The sequence below is a fragment of the Hyphomonas sp. FCG-A18 genome (genome assembly GCF_045287255.1).
Taxonomy (GTDB): Bacteria; Pseudomonadota; Alphaproteobacteria; order Caulobacterales; family Hyphomonadaceae; genus Henriciella.
Genome location: NZ_CP137142.1, coordinates 2,721,440 through 2,735,859 on the forward strand (window position 1 = coordinate 2,721,440; position 14,420 = coordinate 2,735,859).

Annotated in this window: 15 protein-coding genes; 5 read left to right on the forward strand and 10 right to left on the reverse strand. The window is 56.8% G+C overall.

The window, feature by feature from the left end; genetic code table 11:
• The first annotated feature begins 15 nt into the window (after positions 1–15).
• Positions 16–606: an FMN-dependent NADH-azoreductase gene (locus RYZ27_RS13415; RefSeq protein WP_406680032.1), complete on the forward strand. Its 591-nt coding sequence runs from the start codon at positions 16–18 to the stop codon at positions 604–606.
• Here RYZ27_RS13415 and RYZ27_RS13420 read toward each other — a convergent pair.
• Complete coding sequence (locus tag RYZ27_RS13420) at positions 603–1,349, reverse strand: 2OG-Fe(II) oxygenase (RefSeq protein ID WP_406680033.1); 747 nt, start codon at positions 1,347–1,349, stop codon at positions 603–605. The two genes, RYZ27_RS13415 and RYZ27_RS13420, sit on opposite strands and share 4 nt — an antisense overlap.
• A gap of 79 nt (positions 1,350–1,428) precedes the next feature.
• Between RYZ27_RS13420 and RYZ27_RS13425 the strand changes: the two genes are divergently transcribed.
• A complete protein-coding gene (locus RYZ27_RS13425) occupies positions 1,429–2,847 on the forward strand; it encodes a M28 family peptidase (protein WP_406680034.1) in 1,419 nt (472 codons plus the stop codon).
• Between the two features lie 100 nt (positions 2,848–2,947).
• Complete coding sequence (locus RYZ27_RS13430) at positions 2,948–3,319, forward strand: hypothetical protein (RefSeq protein ID WP_406680035.1); 372 nt, start codon at positions 2,948–2,950, stop codon at positions 3,317–3,319.
• Here RYZ27_RS13430 and RYZ27_RS13435 read toward each other — a convergent pair.
• A complete protein-coding gene (locus tag RYZ27_RS13435; protein WP_406680036.1) occupies positions 3,316–3,921 on the reverse strand; it encodes a 2-hydroxychromene-2-carboxylate isomerase in 606 nt (201 codons plus the stop codon). The genes RYZ27_RS13430 and RYZ27_RS13435 overlap by 4 nt on opposite strands.
• 57 nt (positions 3,922–3,978) lie before the next feature.
• Here RYZ27_RS13435 and RYZ27_RS13440 point away from each other — a divergent pair, with 57 nt between their 5' ends.
• Positions 3,979–4,320 (forward strand): winged helix-turn-helix transcriptional regulator, encoded by a 342-nt coding sequence (locus tag RYZ27_RS13440; RefSeq protein ID WP_406680037.1) that lies wholly within the window; start codon positions 3,979–3,981, stop codon positions 4,318–4,320.
• Here the strand turns inward: RYZ27_RS13440 and rbfA are convergent.
• The 7 genes from rbfA to RYZ27_RS13475 all read right to left on the reverse strand — a co-directional run bounded on the left by rbfA (position 4,317) and on the right by RYZ27_RS13475 (position 11,802).
• The gene (rbfA, locus tag RYZ27_RS13445) at positions 4,317–4,751 is read right to left on the reverse strand and encodes a 30S ribosome-binding factor RbfA (RefSeq protein ID WP_406680038.1); all 435 of its coding nucleotides are present in this window, start codon (positions 4,749–4,751) and stop codon (positions 4,317–4,319) included. The genes RYZ27_RS13440 and rbfA overlap by 4 nt on opposite strands.
• A 3-nt stretch (positions 4,752–4,754) precedes the next feature.
• Positions 4,755–5,276, reverse strand: coding sequence for a hypothetical protein (locus RYZ27_RS13450; protein ID WP_406680039.1), 522 nt, complete (start codon positions 5,274–5,276; stop codon positions 4,755–4,757).
• Positions 5,277–5,333: 57 nt separating this feature from the next.
• The gene (infB, locus tag RYZ27_RS13455; protein WP_406680040.1) at positions 5,334–7,913 is read right to left on the reverse strand and encodes a translation initiation factor IF-2; all 2,580 of its coding nucleotides are present in this window, start codon (positions 7,911–7,913) and stop codon (positions 5,334–5,336) included.
• A 32-nt stretch (positions 7,914–7,945) separates the two neighbouring features.
• A complete protein-coding gene (locus RYZ27_RS13460) occupies positions 7,946–8,629 on the reverse strand; it encodes an RNA-binding protein (protein ID WP_406680041.1) in 684 nt (227 codons plus the stop codon).
• Positions 8,610–10,418: a transcription termination factor NusA gene (gene nusA / locus RYZ27_RS13465; RefSeq protein WP_406680042.1), complete on the reverse strand. Its 1,809-nt coding sequence runs from the start codon at positions 10,416–10,418 to the stop codon at positions 8,610–8,612. Before nusA ends, RYZ27_RS13460 begins: the two co-directional genes overlap by 20 nt.
• A gap of 4 nt (positions 10,419–10,422) precedes the next feature.
• Positions 10,423–11,010 carry a ribosome maturation factor RimP gene (gene rimP, locus RYZ27_RS13470; protein WP_406680043.1) on the reverse strand — a complete coding sequence of 196 codons (588 nt, stop codon included), beginning with the start codon at positions 11,008–11,010 and terminating at the stop codon, positions 10,423–10,425.
• A gap of 132 nt (positions 11,011–11,142) precedes the next feature.
• The gene (locus RYZ27_RS13475) at positions 11,143–11,802 is read right to left on the reverse strand and encodes a YggS family pyridoxal phosphate-dependent enzyme (protein WP_406680044.1); all 660 of its coding nucleotides are present in this window, start codon (positions 11,800–11,802) and stop codon (positions 11,143–11,145) included.
• A 1-nt stretch (position 11,803) separates the two neighbouring features.
• On the opposite strand from RYZ27_RS13475, the gene RYZ27_RS13480 reads away from it, so the two are divergent.
• Positions 11,804–12,433 (forward strand): thiamine phosphate synthase, encoded by a 630-nt coding sequence (locus RYZ27_RS13480; protein ID WP_406680045.1) that lies wholly within the window; start codon positions 11,804–11,806, stop codon positions 12,431–12,433.
• Here RYZ27_RS13480 and cobT read toward each other — a convergent pair.
• The gene (gene cobT / locus RYZ27_RS13485; protein ID WP_406680046.1) at positions 12,410–14,407 is read right to left on the reverse strand and encodes a cobaltochelatase subunit CobT; all 1,998 of its coding nucleotides are present in this window, start codon (positions 14,405–14,407) and stop codon (positions 12,410–12,412) included. The genes RYZ27_RS13480 and cobT overlap by 24 nt on opposite strands.
• Positions 14,408–14,420: the final 13 nt, after the last annotated feature.

A 14,420-nucleotide genomic window follows, 5' to 3' on the forward strand; every position in this document is an offset into this window, starting at 1 on the left:
ACAAAGGAGAGCCCCATGCCCAATCATATTCTGCATATTAATGCATCTGCGCGGATCGCCGGATCACAGTCACGCGTTCTATCCGAAAAACTTATCAATCGTTTACGCACGGCTGGCGCGCAGATCACACAGCGCGATATTGGTCAAACGCCACCCCAGATCATCACCGAAGATTGGGTAACCGCGAACTTTACCCCTGAAGAAGATCGCACAGCCCAGCAGCGCGAGATACTCGCCCCTTCCGATCGCCTGGTTGCCGAAATTGAAGCCGCGGACACGCTCGTCATCGGGCTACCCATCTATAATTTCGGCGTACCGGCTGCTTTCAAAGCATGGGTTGACCAAATCGCCCGCGCCGGAAGAACCTTCAAATATTCAGCTTCCGGACCCGTCGGCCTGCTGGAAGGCAAGAAAGCCTATATCGTGATTGCCTCTGGCGGCACGAAATCCGGCTCAGAGATCGATTTTGCAACCCCTTACATTCGCCATGTCCTGGGTTTCATTGGCATCACGGATGTCGAGATTATCACCGCTGATCAGCTTGCGCTTGATCCAGAGGCAACATTGAAAGCTGCTAATGAGGCAATCGAGCAGCTCGCCGCCTAAAGCGGATCGTCCCGTAACCAGCCCACAATCGAATAGCGCCCGTCTCCGGCAAATGCGGAGACGGGGCTGACCGCATGGACCTTACGACCATTAAAGATGGTCAGCGTATTCCAGCGCGGCACCCAGGCACTGGTCACATCCGTGGTGGTCCGGTCGATAAACTGCAAAAGTCCGCCCCAATCGGTCTGCCAGTTTGGACAAAAACTTAGCGTATAAGCAGCCCGGCGTTCATTCTGGCTACCTTCATCGACATGGCGGGTGAGGAAACTACCGGCATCAAAAAAGGTCGCTTGCGCATCAATTTGCGTTAGCGGCGTGACGCCAATCACTTTTTCCCCGAAATCCAGAAAAGCGCGCGAGCCCAGAAATTTCGTAATCTCGTGCACAGGGTGGCCGGTATCACGGCCCTCCCGCAAGGCATGGCTCATCTGGTAACCCTTATAACAATAACCGATATTCCGGGTCGCAAGTCGCATAATGCCAGCCATACGGCGCTGCATTTCCTGGGGCCCAAGGCGATTAGCCTCCTCACGCGAGAGCTGAACGACACCGCTTTCCGGATCAACATAAATCAGGTGCCAGGGAATGGTTTGCCGTAACAGATCAGAAATCGCTTTCGCTGTCTCTTCAGCGAAAATACCTTTGATCTGAACAAACTCATCACGCTGATACTGCGCGGCCAGCGTATCAAGATCGAGGTCCGGGTTCAGTTTTAACTCGGGCAGGGCCGTTAAAGTCGTCATCCCCGCACACCACTCTGGAAAGGTGCTGGACGCAAGAGGGAAATCCCTTAGGTTCCGCCCAAATACTGGAGAATTTTCGATGTTGATCCGTACAATTGCAGCTGGGACTGCCCTTACCCTTTCTTGTCTACCGGCACTTGGCCAGACGACAGCAGAGCTACCCGCAGAGATCAATGTGAACACCAAGGTTCTGATTGAACAGGCGCTTGAAGACGAGGTTGGTCTGAAATTCGTTGAAGACCTGACAACAGAGATTGGTCCCCGCCTAGCAGGCTCAGCCCAGGAAAAGCGCGCCCGTGACTGGTCTGTCGCCGAGCTGACCGAGCTTGGTTTCGACAATGTCCGTGTTGAGCCTTTCGCAATCCCCTTCTGGTCCCGCCTTGAGGATGAAGTGTCCATCACTGCACCTGTCCCACAGGAGATTGTTGCCACCGCTTTGGGGGGCTCAGCTGAAACAGAAGAAGGCGGTGTCGAAGCAAACGTCATCCGGTTCGCAGACATGCGCGCGCTCTCCAGCGCGAATCCAGAAGCCGTTGAAGGTAAGATCGTCTTTATTGATGAGGGGATGACCCGCACCATGACCGGCGCTGGCTACGGCATGGCTGTGCGGAAACGCAGCCAGTGCGCCCGTGTTGCCGCTGAAAAAGGCGCGCTTGCCTGCCTGATCCGTTCGGTTGGGACGCAGCCACACCGGATGCCCCATACTGGCATCATGGCCCGTGATGGCGCAGAAGGTGCGCTGGCCGCCGCGGCTATTTCAGGCCCAGATGCTGATCAATTGACCCGCCTGCTGGAGCGCGGTCCGGTTCAGGTACGCGTCAACATCCAGACCGATATCCGCCCCAATGCGCCATCCGGCAATGTTATTGCTGAAGTCGCTGGCACAGACCTGAAAGATGAGATCGTCCTGATCGGCTGCCATCTCGACAGCTGGGACCTGGGCACTGGCGCCCTCGATGATGCGGCCGGTTGCGGGATCGTCGTTGGTGCAGCCAAATTGATCGCAGAGCTGCCTGAACCGCCACGCCGCACGATTCGCGTTGTTCTCTATGGCGCAGAAGAGGTTGGCCTGTTTGGCGCGGATGCCTACGCCCGTCGCCACGCAGAGACCTTAAACAAGCATGTTCTGGCAGCAGAAAGCGATTTTGGCGCTGGCCCGATCTGGCAATTCCAGACCCGTTTCGGGGAGGCCGCCCTGCCCTATGGCCGTGCCATTCAACAAATTCTAATGCCGCTTGGCGTGGTACCCGGAAATAATGAAGCCTCTGGGGGGCCAGATATTGGTGTTCTGCGCCGCTCCGGTGTCCCTGTCGTCACACCTGCTCAGAATGGCCTCGATTATTTCGACTATCACCACACCCCGGATGATACATTCGACAAGATCGACCCTGAAGAGTTCCGGCAGAATGTCGCTGTCTATGCCGCCTTCACCTATATCGCGGCCCAGACCGGCTGGGACTTCCGCAAGAGTGAGGACATGCCGGTTGCAAGCCAGTAAAGCGCTTTTCGAAACCGTACGCTTTACGGCAGTCCATGCCCGACTGTACCCGGATGCACGGGGGACCAGCGGCCCATGGTTAGCAACAGGCGCCGTGTTAATGGCACAGCAGGCTGTGGCTCTCGCTCTAAAGGCCGCGGGTGATGTCCTCCCTGCGCAAGCTGGTGCGACCGAACTGCTTTTACGCGCAGCTAATCGCGATCGCTTGCCATCTCCATACACCCTGCCCTTTGGCTTGGCGGCTCGGCAGGGTTTTGATCGCCTGGTTGAGGCGCGGAACAGTTTCATGCATCCACGCGGGGTCGCATGGCACGTTTCGGATCACACGCTATCGCTTGGCTTACCTGTTGCCGTTCAGACCGTGCGCCATCTTGTGCTTGTGCAGCCGATTGAGCCGGGCCTGGTCGAGGACCATGCTGGCCTTCAGGACGCTCTTGATCACATTTCTGCCCTGGCCGATTTCCTCAGCTAGGCTGACGCCCTCAAAGCTTCCTCGGCATAGTCGAGGCGATCATGCCCGAAGAACATTTCTTCACCGACAAAGAAGGTCGGTGCCCCGAAAGCGCCGCGCTCAACTGCTTCGTCTGTATTGGCCCGCAGCATGGCCTTGGTCTCTGGGTCGGTCCCGAGCGCCCATAGCTTGTCAGCATCGAACCCTTCGCTGGCAAATGCAGCTTTGAACTCGGCCTCCTCGCCGCAATTGATGCCATTCGGCTTGCCCCAAATATGCTTCCAACCTGCCATGAATAGTTTGTCCTGCTGCTCTGGGTCGTCCGCCAGTCGGATGGTTGCCCCGGTCAGTGGCCGTGTATTCATCATCGGGAAGTGCGGATTGAAGTGCAAAGGTAGACCATAGCGCTTGGTACAGCGGGCCAGATCCTGCCCCATATACTTGCCCTTGGCCGGAACCATACCGGGTGGGCGATTACCGGTTGCCTGCATCACCCCGCCAAGAAACATCGGGCGCAAAACAAGGTCTGCACCAGTCCTCTCAATCACACCGCGAACAACCGCTTGCGCGACATAGGCGGTTGGGCTGATATAATCAAAAAAGAATTCAAGTTTCTTGGACATCTAACAATCCTCCAGTTCCAATTTGGAACTTTATGCAAATCAGGGTAGAGAGCAAGTATGAAATGGTCTGATCTTGATGAAAATTGGTGCCCGGTCGCACGCACATTGTCTTTGGTTGGTGATCGCTGGACGCTTTTGATCCTGCGCGATTGCTTTCTGGGTCTGTCACGATTTGATCAGTTTGCCAGCAGTACGGGCGCAACACGTCACATCGTTTCAGACCGCCTCAAGCGTCTCGTCGAGGCTAAAATTCTGGAAAAGCGTGCCTATTCAGAACGCCCAAAGCGCTACGAATACGTTCTGACAGATAAGGGCCGCGAGTTTGCACCGGCCCTTACCGCCTTCAAGGACTGGGGCAAGAAACACTTGCCGGTCCGTCGGACCAGCGGCGCGACTTAGCCTTCAGCTTCATCCTGATCTTCAGAATCATCCAAATCCCGCGCGACTTCCGCACGCCGGAATACCGCATCCATCTCGCTGGCATCATCATAGGAATGATCAGGAATGAAATGGAGCTGGGGCGTGAACTTCATCTCAATCTGGCGACCAAGCTTACCGCGCAAGAAGCCAGCCGCCCGGTTTAAAGCCTCTGAAACGGCTTCAATCTGCTCCCTCGAACTCGCGCCTAGTGGGGAACAGAAAATATTGGCATGGCGCAGATCAGGCGAGCAGCGCACCTCCCCGATCGTGACCATCACGCCCTGTAAGTCGACATCATGCAGCTCTTCCCGCGACAGGACATCAACCAGCGCATGCCGGATCAACTCCCCGGCGCGAAGCTGCCGCTGGCTGGGTTCACCCGTATTCTGTCCGCCACCACGTCTGGCCATCGTCTATTTTCCTCTAAGCTGCATCTGAAAGGCTTTCAGAGCAGCTTTATTCTTTTCAAACCAGCGATCTGGAATGATCCAGGGGTCAACCCCATCAAACTGAACAATCGTATAGCCCCGCTTGTCGATGACTTTCTGCAAAGCTGAGCGTTGCACACGCACCTCTAATGGGCCTCGCTTGAGCGTCACGATCTCATCTTCAACCGTGATTTGCGTCTCAGATTGCAACTCATTCCCGCGCCCGGCTTTGTGCCGATAGGACCAGCGCATGAAAATCAAATACCAGACAATCCCAGCAAGGGCGGCAAAAATAGCCGAGAGCAAAAGCTGCCAGTATGGACTGAAGCCAAGTGCGCCAAACGCATTCTTGGACATCAGCGCCATACCTGCGGAAATCATCGGAGCCGTGACGCCGGCATAGTAGAGCGCGGTTGGCCCGACAGTGCTGGTCCGGGCGGCACGGGCCAGCTTCTTGATGTCTTTCTCAAGTAGCTGGCCAGCAACAGAAACGGGGGTGTCAGTCATACGCCCCTCCTAGCCGAGAAGCCTTTTGATTTTGCAAAGACGCAAGCATCAAATGGCTTAATCTAGCGTCCGCGCGATCATCTCAATCTCGAAACACTCGATCTTGTCGCCTTCGCGAATATCTTCGTATTTCTCGAAGGCCATACCGCATTCCATGCCATTGGTAACTTCCGGCACTTCATCCTTAAAGCGTTTCAGCGTTTTCAGGTTACCTTCGTGGATCACGACATCATCGCGCAGAAGGCGCACACCACAGCCACGCTTCACGACACCCTCAGTCACCTTACAGCCTGCAACCTTGCCGACTTTGGTAATGTTGAAGACTTCGAGAATATCGGCGTAACCGATGAAGGTCTCTTTCTTCTCTGGCGCCAGCATACCGGACAGAGAAGCTTTCACATCATCAATCAACTCATAGATGATCGAGTAGTAGCGAATTTCGATGCCTTCTTTTTCGGCCAGTTCACGTGCCTGCTTATTCGCACGGACATTAAACGCGAAGACAGGTGAGCCGGTTGATTGAGCGAGCAGAATATCACTCTCAGAGATACCCCCGGCCGCGCCGAATACAACATTCGCACGAACCTCATCAGTCGAAAGCTTTTCAAGCGATTGCGTGATTGCTTCAACAGAGCCCTGCACATCGCCCTTCAGAACGATTGGCAGGTCTTTGATATCGCCAGACCCATCTTTCAGGCTGGTCATGAACTGCTCAAGCGATGCGCGCTGGGTGGCAACACCCTGCTTCTGACGCTTCATACGCTCACGATACTCTGTGATCTCACGCGCGCGGGCTTCGCTTTCAACCACGTTGAACGCATCACCCGGCTCTGGAGTGCCATCCATACCGAGAATTTCCACAGGCAGAGATGGACCAGCTTCTTTCAGCTGTTGGCCGCGCTCATTGACGAGTGCGCGAACCTTACCCCATTTGCTGCCAGCAACAACAATGTCACCGCGCTTAAGCGTACCGCGCTTGACCAGAACCGTCGCGACAGGGCCGCGGCCCTTATCGAGCTGTGATTCAACCACGACACCGTCAGCCAGACGTTTCGGATTGGCTTTCAGGTCAAGCAGTTCTGCCTGCAGCGTGATCGCCTCAGTCAAATCATCCAGACCCGTTTTCTTCAGAGCAGAGACTTCAATCGCCTGAACATCACCGCCCATCGCTTCAACCTGAATGTCATGTTGAAGCAGATCGGTCAGAACCTTGTTGGCGTCCGCGTCCTGCAAGTCGACTTTGTTCACTGCCACAATAATCGGCACTTCAGCGGCCTTGGCATGGCTGATCGCTTCGATGGTCTGTGGCATGACCGAGTCATTCGCAGCAACAACGATAATCGCAATATCCGTGACGTTCGCACCGCGGGCACGCATCGCAGAGAAAGCAGCGTGGCCCGGTGTATCCAGGAAGCTGATCTTGTCGCCAGATTTCAGTTGAACCTGATAGGCCCCAATATGCTGGGTAATTCCGCCAGCCTCACCGGAAACAACATCCGTTGAACGCAGGGCGTCGAGCAGCGATGTCTTACCGTGATCAACGTGACCCATAATGGTGACGATCGGTGGACGGCCAACGAGATCCTTCGGATCATCCTCTTCACCGTCCAGACCAATTTCAACATCGGCTTCAGAAACGCGTTTGGTCGTATGGCCAAATTCTTCAATGATCAGTTCAGCGGTGTCGGCATCAATGATGTCATTGGCACGCATCATCTCGCCTTGTTGCATCATGAATTTCACGACGTCGCCGACGCGCTCTTTCATCCGCTGGGACAGATCCGACAGCGTGATGGTCTCTGGCAAGGTAACTTCGACAGAAACCTTTTCCTTGGACTCGCCACCAGCACGACGCTCACGCTCACGTTCGCGGGCACGCTTCACAGAGGCCAATGAGCGCTGACGGTCACCATCATCGCCCAATGCAGACGCGATGGTCAGCTTACCACGACGGCGCTTGTCGTCGCCGCCTCGGCCACGGCCGCCTGTTTCGCGATTGTCACGATTATCACGGGCACTGCCGCGACCGCCCTTGCGGCGCGATCCAGCGCTGCTGGCCGCGGCTTCAATATCAGCCTGACTAGGTGCAGCCTCGGTTTTGGTGCGTCCGCCGCCTTTTTTGGGACTGCGCTCAGACTTAGCAGCCTTTTCTTCAGCAGCAGCTTTCTTGGCTTCGGCTTCAGCTTTCTTGCGGGCCTCATCCTCAGCCTTACGGCGCTCTTCGGCTTCACCGCGCTCTTTTTCAGCCTGGGCTTTCTGCTCCTGCTTTTCCTGCAGGGCTTTAGTGCGAGCTTGTTGCTTTTCCTGTTCGGCTTTGCGCTTCTCTTCAGCTGCACGGCGCTGCAACAGAACCTTCTGACGGGCAATCAGCTCTTCTTCGGTAATCCCAAGCTTCTTGGCGGCAGCAGCCAGCTTTGACTGTGGCTTACCAGCGCCCGATGCATCTGGTTTGCCGCCCGTGCGCGGCGGTTTCTTGCCACCTGTCGAAGCACTTACCGGCCGCTTCTTCTTCGTCTCAACCACGACCTGCTTCGAGCGACCATGGCTGAAGCTCTGCTTCACTGTACCAGAGCCACCGCCCCGTGAAACAGAGAGAGGCTTACGCCCTGAAGTGCCTTTGTCTTTCGTATCGCTCATGCGCGGTGTCTAACCTTCCATTATGACGACGACTAGTCGTCCCTTATATTCTCATGCCTACCGGCAAACCATTCTGTTTCAGGCGCATGACGAAATCCCGTCAAACGCCGATAGGCAACAGAAAAGGCCTCCGAGAGCGACCCCGGATGGAGCAGTGCGTGTATCACATGCTCCCGCCCAAAGGCCATGCCCAATTCAGCAGATGACAATGCACCTGCTACTTTGACGTCTTCATATATCGCCTTGGCCAAAAAATGAACCTTGTTACGGCCATCTTTTGCACCATCGCTCGCTTCAAGCAGCCAGCCAGGCTCATCTTTGCGTATATAAGCACGCACCTGATCGAAACCAAGAACGGCTTTTCCACCCTTCTTGGCCATGCCGAGCAAGCCCTGGCATCGCACCAGCAACTGGCGCTCTATCTCATCTGCAAGCTCGTCCATCGGCGTGGTCTTCTGTTTGAAGCCACGTGAGAAGACGTCCGCCTTCAGCCCTTTTTCCAGAGTACCCCGATACGCCTTCACCCAGACACCCCGCCCGGGCAGCTTGCCAGCAATATCCGGCACCGCCACGCCATCTGGCGAGCGGACAAAACGGATCATTGCCGTCTGCGGGTGTTGCTCCCGCGTGACAGCACACTGGCGGATCGGTCCGCCAGTGCCTTTATCCGATTGCGCCTCTAGGCGCTGTGCGCGGTCATTCTTTGGATGCGGCATCGTCGCCGCCCTCCGCCAGAAGGTCTTCATCAAGATCAAGACCTTCGATTTCCGCCATCAAGTCCTCATCAGAAAGATCGAGTTCAACCTCGACTTCCTCTTCAGATTCCTCACTCGCATTGCCGAGTTCACCAAGGGCCAGCAGCGCACGCTCTTCTTCAGAGAGCTCCAGCTCTTCTGCGACGGCTTCCGCCGCCATTTCCGCTTCCAGCTGCTCCAGCGCTTCCGGCTCAATCCAGCCCGCAAGGACACGCGCTTTCATAATGAAGAGCTGCGCATCATCCTTACGCATCTCGCCCTTCTTCAGAATGCCGTCCTGCCAGACCGGCTTGCCATCCGGACCATTCTCGCGCCAGCCCGTGATGTCATCTGGAACAAGACCAGCAACATCATCGACAGATTTGATGTCATTTTCACCCAGCTTCACGGCGAAGGCTGGTGTCATGCCATCAAGGTCCATGACCGCATCTTCAACACCCAGCTCAAGGCGCTTGGCATTCAGCTCTTCAGCGAGCTTCTCAAGGTATTCGCGGGCGCGCTCTTGAATCTCAGCAGCGACATCCTCATCAAAGCCTTCAACCTGCATGAAGTCTTCGGCGCTGACATAGGCAATCTCTTCAACCGTTTCAAAGCCTTCAGAGGCCAGCAGTTGAGCCAGAGTCTCATCAGCATCAAGCGCTGTCATGAACAGTTCTGTGCGGCGCTGGAAGTCTTTCTGATAACGCTCAGAGTCATCGGTCTCAGTGGTCAGGTCGATCTGCCATCCCGTCAGCTGTGAAGCCAGGCGGACGTTCTGACCCCGGCGACCAATCGCCAGCGGGAACTGGTCATCAGCAACAACAACCTCAACGCGCTGCTCGTCCTCGTCCAGGATCACCTTGGTGACCTCGGCAGGCTGCAACGCGTTCACGATGAAGGTCGCATCATCATAATTCCACGGAATGATGTCGATCTTCTCACCTGACAGCTCACCCACAACGGCCTGCACGCGGGCGCCGCGCATACCGACACAGGCCCCGACAGGATCAATGGAACTATCATTCGAGAATACGCCGATCTTCGCACGAGACCCCGCATCACGGGCACAGGACTTGATCTCGATGACGCCTTCATAAACTTCTGGCACCTCAGCCGCGAACAGCTTGATCATGAAGTCAGGGTGGGCACGCGACAGGAAGATTTGCGGGCCCTTAATCTCGCGACTGACCTTATAGAGGTAAGCGCGAACACGATCGTTCGGCTGGAAATTCTCACGTGGGATGCCGTCATTGCGGCGGATGATCCCTTCGGCGCGGCCAAGATCGACAATCACATGGCCATACTCAACGCGCTTAACGATGCCATTGATAATCTCGCCTTCGCGATCCTTATACTCGTCGAACTGGCGCTGACGCTCGGCATCGCGCACTTTCTGCATAATGACCTGTTTCGCGGTCTGCGCAGCAACACGCCCAAAATCGAACGGTGGCAGCTCTTCTTTCAGCTCATCACCAATCTCTAGGGTCGCATCAATCTTCTTGGCATCAGTGAGGCGCAATTCCTGATCAGGATCCTCAACCGCATCATCGGCAACAACCGTCTGAACACGCCACAGGCTTTGCTCGCCGCTTTCCTCGTCAATGATCGCGCGGATATCGTGTTCTTGGCCATAGCGGGACTTGGCAGCTTTCTCGATCGCTTCCTGCATCGCCTCGATCACGATGGATTTGTCGATCGCCTTTTCCTCAGCAACCGCTTTCGCGATTTGCATGATTTCAAGCCGGTTTGCGGAAACGCCAATATTACTCATGGCTTCAAGCTCCACTCTCTTCTGTTGTTTCGTCAGTGGCTTCGTCAGTCTCGAAGCCCTCAAAATTCTCATCACCGGGCTGAGGCGGCAAATTGCCGGACGCCGCAGCCACATCGATCAACTCATCGGTCAGGATCAGGCTGGCCTTGGTCATCTCATGAACGTGGGCGACCAGTTCGCTGTCATCATCCAGCTCAATTGCCACGCCACTCTCATCCTCACGGGTGATCACACCCTGAAAACGACGGCGTCCATCAATCGGCATAGCCAGCTCAACCTTGGCCAGATGGCCAATCCAGCGCCCGAAATCACCCACCCGTGTCAGCGGGCGATCAATCCCCGGCGTTGAAACTTCAAGGCGATAAGCCTCTGAGATCGGGTCTTCAGCCTCAAGGATCGGCGAGAGCTGCCGCGAGAAGCTGGCACAATCCTCAACATCGGTTGGCGCACCGCCTACTTTTTCGATCATGATCTGTAGCAGCGGGCGTTTCCCGCCCATCACACGGATGCGCACGACCTCAAGACCGAGATCGCTGGCAAGCGGCTCGGACAAGGCAAGGATGCGGTCTTCCTGTGGGCTGATCGTAATCAAGCTGGGGAACCTTTCAGACAAAGAAAAGCGGCGGCCCCGTTCCCGGAACCGCCGCCGATATGTTTCGACTTATGCCCTAAATACGCCTTACGCGCCGCAATGTCCAGATGAAGAGTGAGTCAGGTTTGCCGCTTAAGCCTCACGCGCACCAAACAAGGCTGTGCCAACCCGGACATGGGTCGCGCCCAGACGCGCGGCGAGGGCGTAATCGCCGCTCATGCCCATACTGACCTGCGAGAGGCCATGGCGATCTGCAAGCTTCTTCAATAGCGCAAAATGCGGCCCAGCAGGCTCTTCAGCCGGTGGAATACACATCAGGCCCCGCACCGCGCCCGGCCATTGTTCGCGAGCCTCTCTTGAGAGGTCTGGCAAGTCTTCGACCGACACCCCACCTTTTTGAGGCTCATTTCCGGTATTCACCTGAATGAACAGGTCTGGTGGGGCAGCCCCGGTTTTCTCTACCGCTTTCACCAAGGCCTTAAGCAATTTCTCCCGGTCCAGCGTTTCGATCACATCGAATAAGGCCACAGCCTCTTCGGCCTTATTGGTCTGCAGCGGCCCGATCAGGCGCAATTCCAGACCTTCAACCTGCTCTTTACGCTCGCTCCAGCGCGCCTGCGCCTCCTGCACCCGGTTTTCGCCAAAGACACGCTGCCGCGCCGCCAAAGCCTCTTCAATGCGCGCCTCAGGCTGGCGTTTAGAAGCGGCCACCAAAGTCACGCTCTCCCCAATCTCCGAAAGGATACGGGTGCGGGCTTCTGCAATTGTTTCAGGCGGTGTAGGAGAGGTCATAATGGCCTTGAACCACGACACGACCGCTCGCCGCAAGTTGCAGGCCGCATCCCGCGCAATCATGGCGCACTTTCCGCCGCACCTGCCGCCCCTGCTCTATCTCACAGATCCCGAGCGCGCGCCCCTGCCGGCTCGGCGGATCATGGCGCTGCCACAGCATTGCGGAGTCCTGTTCCGTCATTTCGGGGATGACGAAGAAATCGACTTTATCCGCGATATGGCTCCAGCTCTTCACAATGAAGGACGCATATTCCTAATCGCGGCTGATCCTGAACTGGCGCTGGAAACGGGCGCCGATGGTGTCCACTGGCCAGAGAAGCGCCTACCCGAAGCCCGCGCGTGGCACGGCAAGTTCGATATCCAGACCGCCAGTGCACACAGCCATCGCGGCCTTATCGAAGCGGCTAAAGCTGGCATGGATGCCGCGCTGCTTTCCCCCGTCTTCCCGTCAAACAGTCCTAGTGCAGGTCAGCCGCTCGGGGTTTCTCGCTTTCGCAATATGGTCACGCAGGCAGATCTGCCTGTTTACGCCTTGGGCGGCCTTACCCCGGACAATATTGGTCAGGTCTCAGACATTGCAGGCATGGCCGCAATTGACGGCTTAAGCCTATCGCTTGCCGGGCGGAACTAAGGCGCGCTTCACATCCCGGCCCGAACCGACTTTAGCGCCATAACGCGGCGCGCCAGCGCCTGCTCCGCTGACTGCCCCTGCCGGACGAACGGTTTCCCGGGTCAGCGGTGGTACAACCATGGCCTCAGGCCGCGGGGCCTCGCCATTTTCGTCAAACAGGCTTGCAAGCTGCTCGGTCATCGCGCCGCCAAGCTGTTCCGCATCCACAATGGTCACCGCGCGCTTATAGTAACGCGTCACATCATGGCCAATACCAATGGCGATCAACTCAACCGGCGAGCGCCCTTCAATCTCGGCAATCACCTGACGCAAATGCCGCTCCAGATAGTTCCCGACATTCACGGAGAGCGTGGAATCATCAACCGGCGCGCCATCTGAAATCACCATCAGGATTTTGCGCTGTTCAGAGCGACCGAGCAGACGGTCATGCGCCCAAAGCAACGCCTCACCATCAATATTCTCTTTCAGCAAGCCTTCGCGCATCATCAGGCCAAGATTCTTGCGCGCGCGCCGCCATGGCGCATCGGCCTGTTTATAGATGATATGGCGCAGATCATTCAGACGGCCCGGCCCGGCAGGTTTACCCGCCTTGACCCAATCCTCGCGGCTCAATCCGCCTTTCCAGGCCTTGGTGGTAAAGCCCAGAATCTCAACTTTAACCCCGCACCGCTCCAGCGTGCGCGCCAAAATGTCTGCGCACAGCGCCGCGACCATGATGGGTCGCCCACGCATAGACCCGGAATTATCCAGCAGCAGCGTCACAACCGTATCGCGGAAATTGCTGTCATCTTCCTGCTTGAAGCTCAGCGGTGCGGTCGGGTCGGTAATCACCCGCGTCAGGCGCGCGGTATCAAGAACGCCCTCTTCAAGGTCGAAGGACCAGCTCCGGTTCTGCTGCGCCATCAGGCGGCGCTGCAACTTGTTGGCAAGCTTCGAGACGGCGCCTTGCAGGCTTTCTAACTGGTGGTCGAGATAAGCGCGCAGACGCGATAATTCCTCAGCATCACACAGGTCAGCCGCCTGTGCGATCTCATCATTGGCGCGCGTGAAAGCCTTATAGACGAAGCGGTCTGTATCATCGCCATCCCTGAAGTTTGGCCGCAGGGGCTTGGCCCCATCATCGGTCTCTTCCGGGTCATCATCGGATTCCATATCGACATCGGAATCGACAGAGACATTGGTCTCCTCGCCTTCCATGTCTTCGGCATCCCCAGCCTCCATCTCTTCCATGGTTGAGCCTTGGGTCTCTTCCCCGGACTCGCCATCTTCGGATGTCGTTTGCTGGTTCTGATTTGTATCGTCTTCGGACTGCTCGTCCTCTTCGCCTTCATCCTCGCCAACCTCGTCGCCCTTGGTCAGGTCGCGGATCAGTTCCTGAATGGTTTTGGCGAAAGCTTCCTGATCGTGCAGCTGATCCAGCAGCTTATCGAGCGTGCCCTCGCCCCGTTTCTCAACTTCATCGCGCCAGATTGAAGCAATGCCTTCAGCTTCTGGCGGTAAGGCCCGCCCGGTTAGCCGCTCGCGCAGCAGGAATTCGATTGCCGGCCCCAAAGGCGCTTCGGTGCGATCCATCATCCGGGCATAGCCGGCTTTCTCTGCGCGCGCTGCCAAGGCTGCCTCAAGATTACCCGCTGTCCCTTCCATGGCCCGGGCCCCAATGCTCTCAATCCGGGCGCGTTCGGCCGCCTCATAGACTTGCCGTCCAACCTCGGTTTGCGGGCGGTTTTGCGCATGTGCTTCGGGATCATGGTGGGCAAGGCGCAACGCCGCTGCATCGGCCTCTCCACGGGCGCGGGCCGCCATTTCTGGCGACAGATCACGTGGCGGTGGTGGCAGGATAATCCGCTTCTCTTCAGCGCGCGGGCCATCACCGGAAAACGCCACCTCAACCTCGCGCTCGGCGCTCATCGCCTTTGCGGTGGTGGTCAGGGCTTGCTTGAACAGCTCGTATGGGGCGTCTTCGGTCTTTGACATAAGCGCAGACTTA

Bases quoted from the DNA above. Each gene is read 5' to 3' on its own strand.
- RYZ27_RS13420 (WP_406680033.1), bottom strand. From the start codon at position 1,349: ATGACGACTTTAACGGCCCTGCCCGAGTTAAAACTGAACCCGGACCTC.
- RYZ27_RS13475 (WP_406680044.1), bottom strand. From the start codon at position 11,802: ATGACCTCTCCTACACCGCCTGAAACAATTGCAGAAGCCCGCACCCGT.
- RYZ27_RS13460 (WP_406680041.1), bottom strand. From the start codon at position 8,629: ATGCCGCATCCAAAGAATGACCGCGCACAGCGCCTAGAGGCGCAATCG.
- RYZ27_RS13435 (WP_406680036.1), bottom strand. From the start codon at position 3,921: ATGTCCAAGAAACTTGAATTCTTTTTTGATTATATCAGCCCAACCGCC.
- infB (WP_406680040.1), bottom strand. From the start codon at position 7,913: ATGAGCGATACGAAAGACAAAGGCACTTCAGGGCGTAAGCCTCTCTCT.
- RYZ27_RS13480 (WP_406680045.1), top strand. From the start codon at position 11,804: ATGGCCTTGAACCACGACACGACCGCTCGCCGCAAGTTGCAGGCCGCA.
- rbfA (WP_406680038.1), bottom strand. From the start codon at position 4,751: ATGGCCAGACGTGGTGGCGGACAGAATACGGGTGAACCCAGCCAGCGG.
- RYZ27_RS13425 (WP_406680034.1), top strand. From the start codon at position 1,429: ATGTTGATCCGTACAATTGCAGCTGGGACTGCCCTTACCCTTTCTTGT.
- RYZ27_RS13440 (WP_406680037.1), top strand. From the start codon at position 3,979: ATGAAATGGTCTGATCTTGATGAAAATTGGTGCCCGGTCGCACGCACA.
- RYZ27_RS13450 (WP_406680039.1), bottom strand. From the start codon at position 5,276: ATGACTGACACCCCCGTTTCTGTTGCTGGCCAGCTACTTGAGAAAGAC.
- RYZ27_RS13415 (WP_406680032.1), top strand. From the start codon at position 16: ATGCCCAATCATATTCTGCATATTAATGCATCTGCGCGGATCGCCGGA.
- RYZ27_RS13430 (WP_406680035.1), top strand. From the start codon at position 2,948: ATGGCACAGCAGGCTGTGGCTCTCGCTCTAAAGGCCGCGGGTGATGTC.
- cobT (WP_406680046.1), bottom strand. From the start codon at position 14,407: ATGTCAAAGACCGAAGACGCCCCATACGAGCTGTTCAAGCAAGCCCTG.
- nusA (WP_406680042.1), bottom strand. From the start codon at position 10,418: ATGAGTAATATTGGCGTTTCCGCAAACCGGCTTGAAATCATGCAAATC.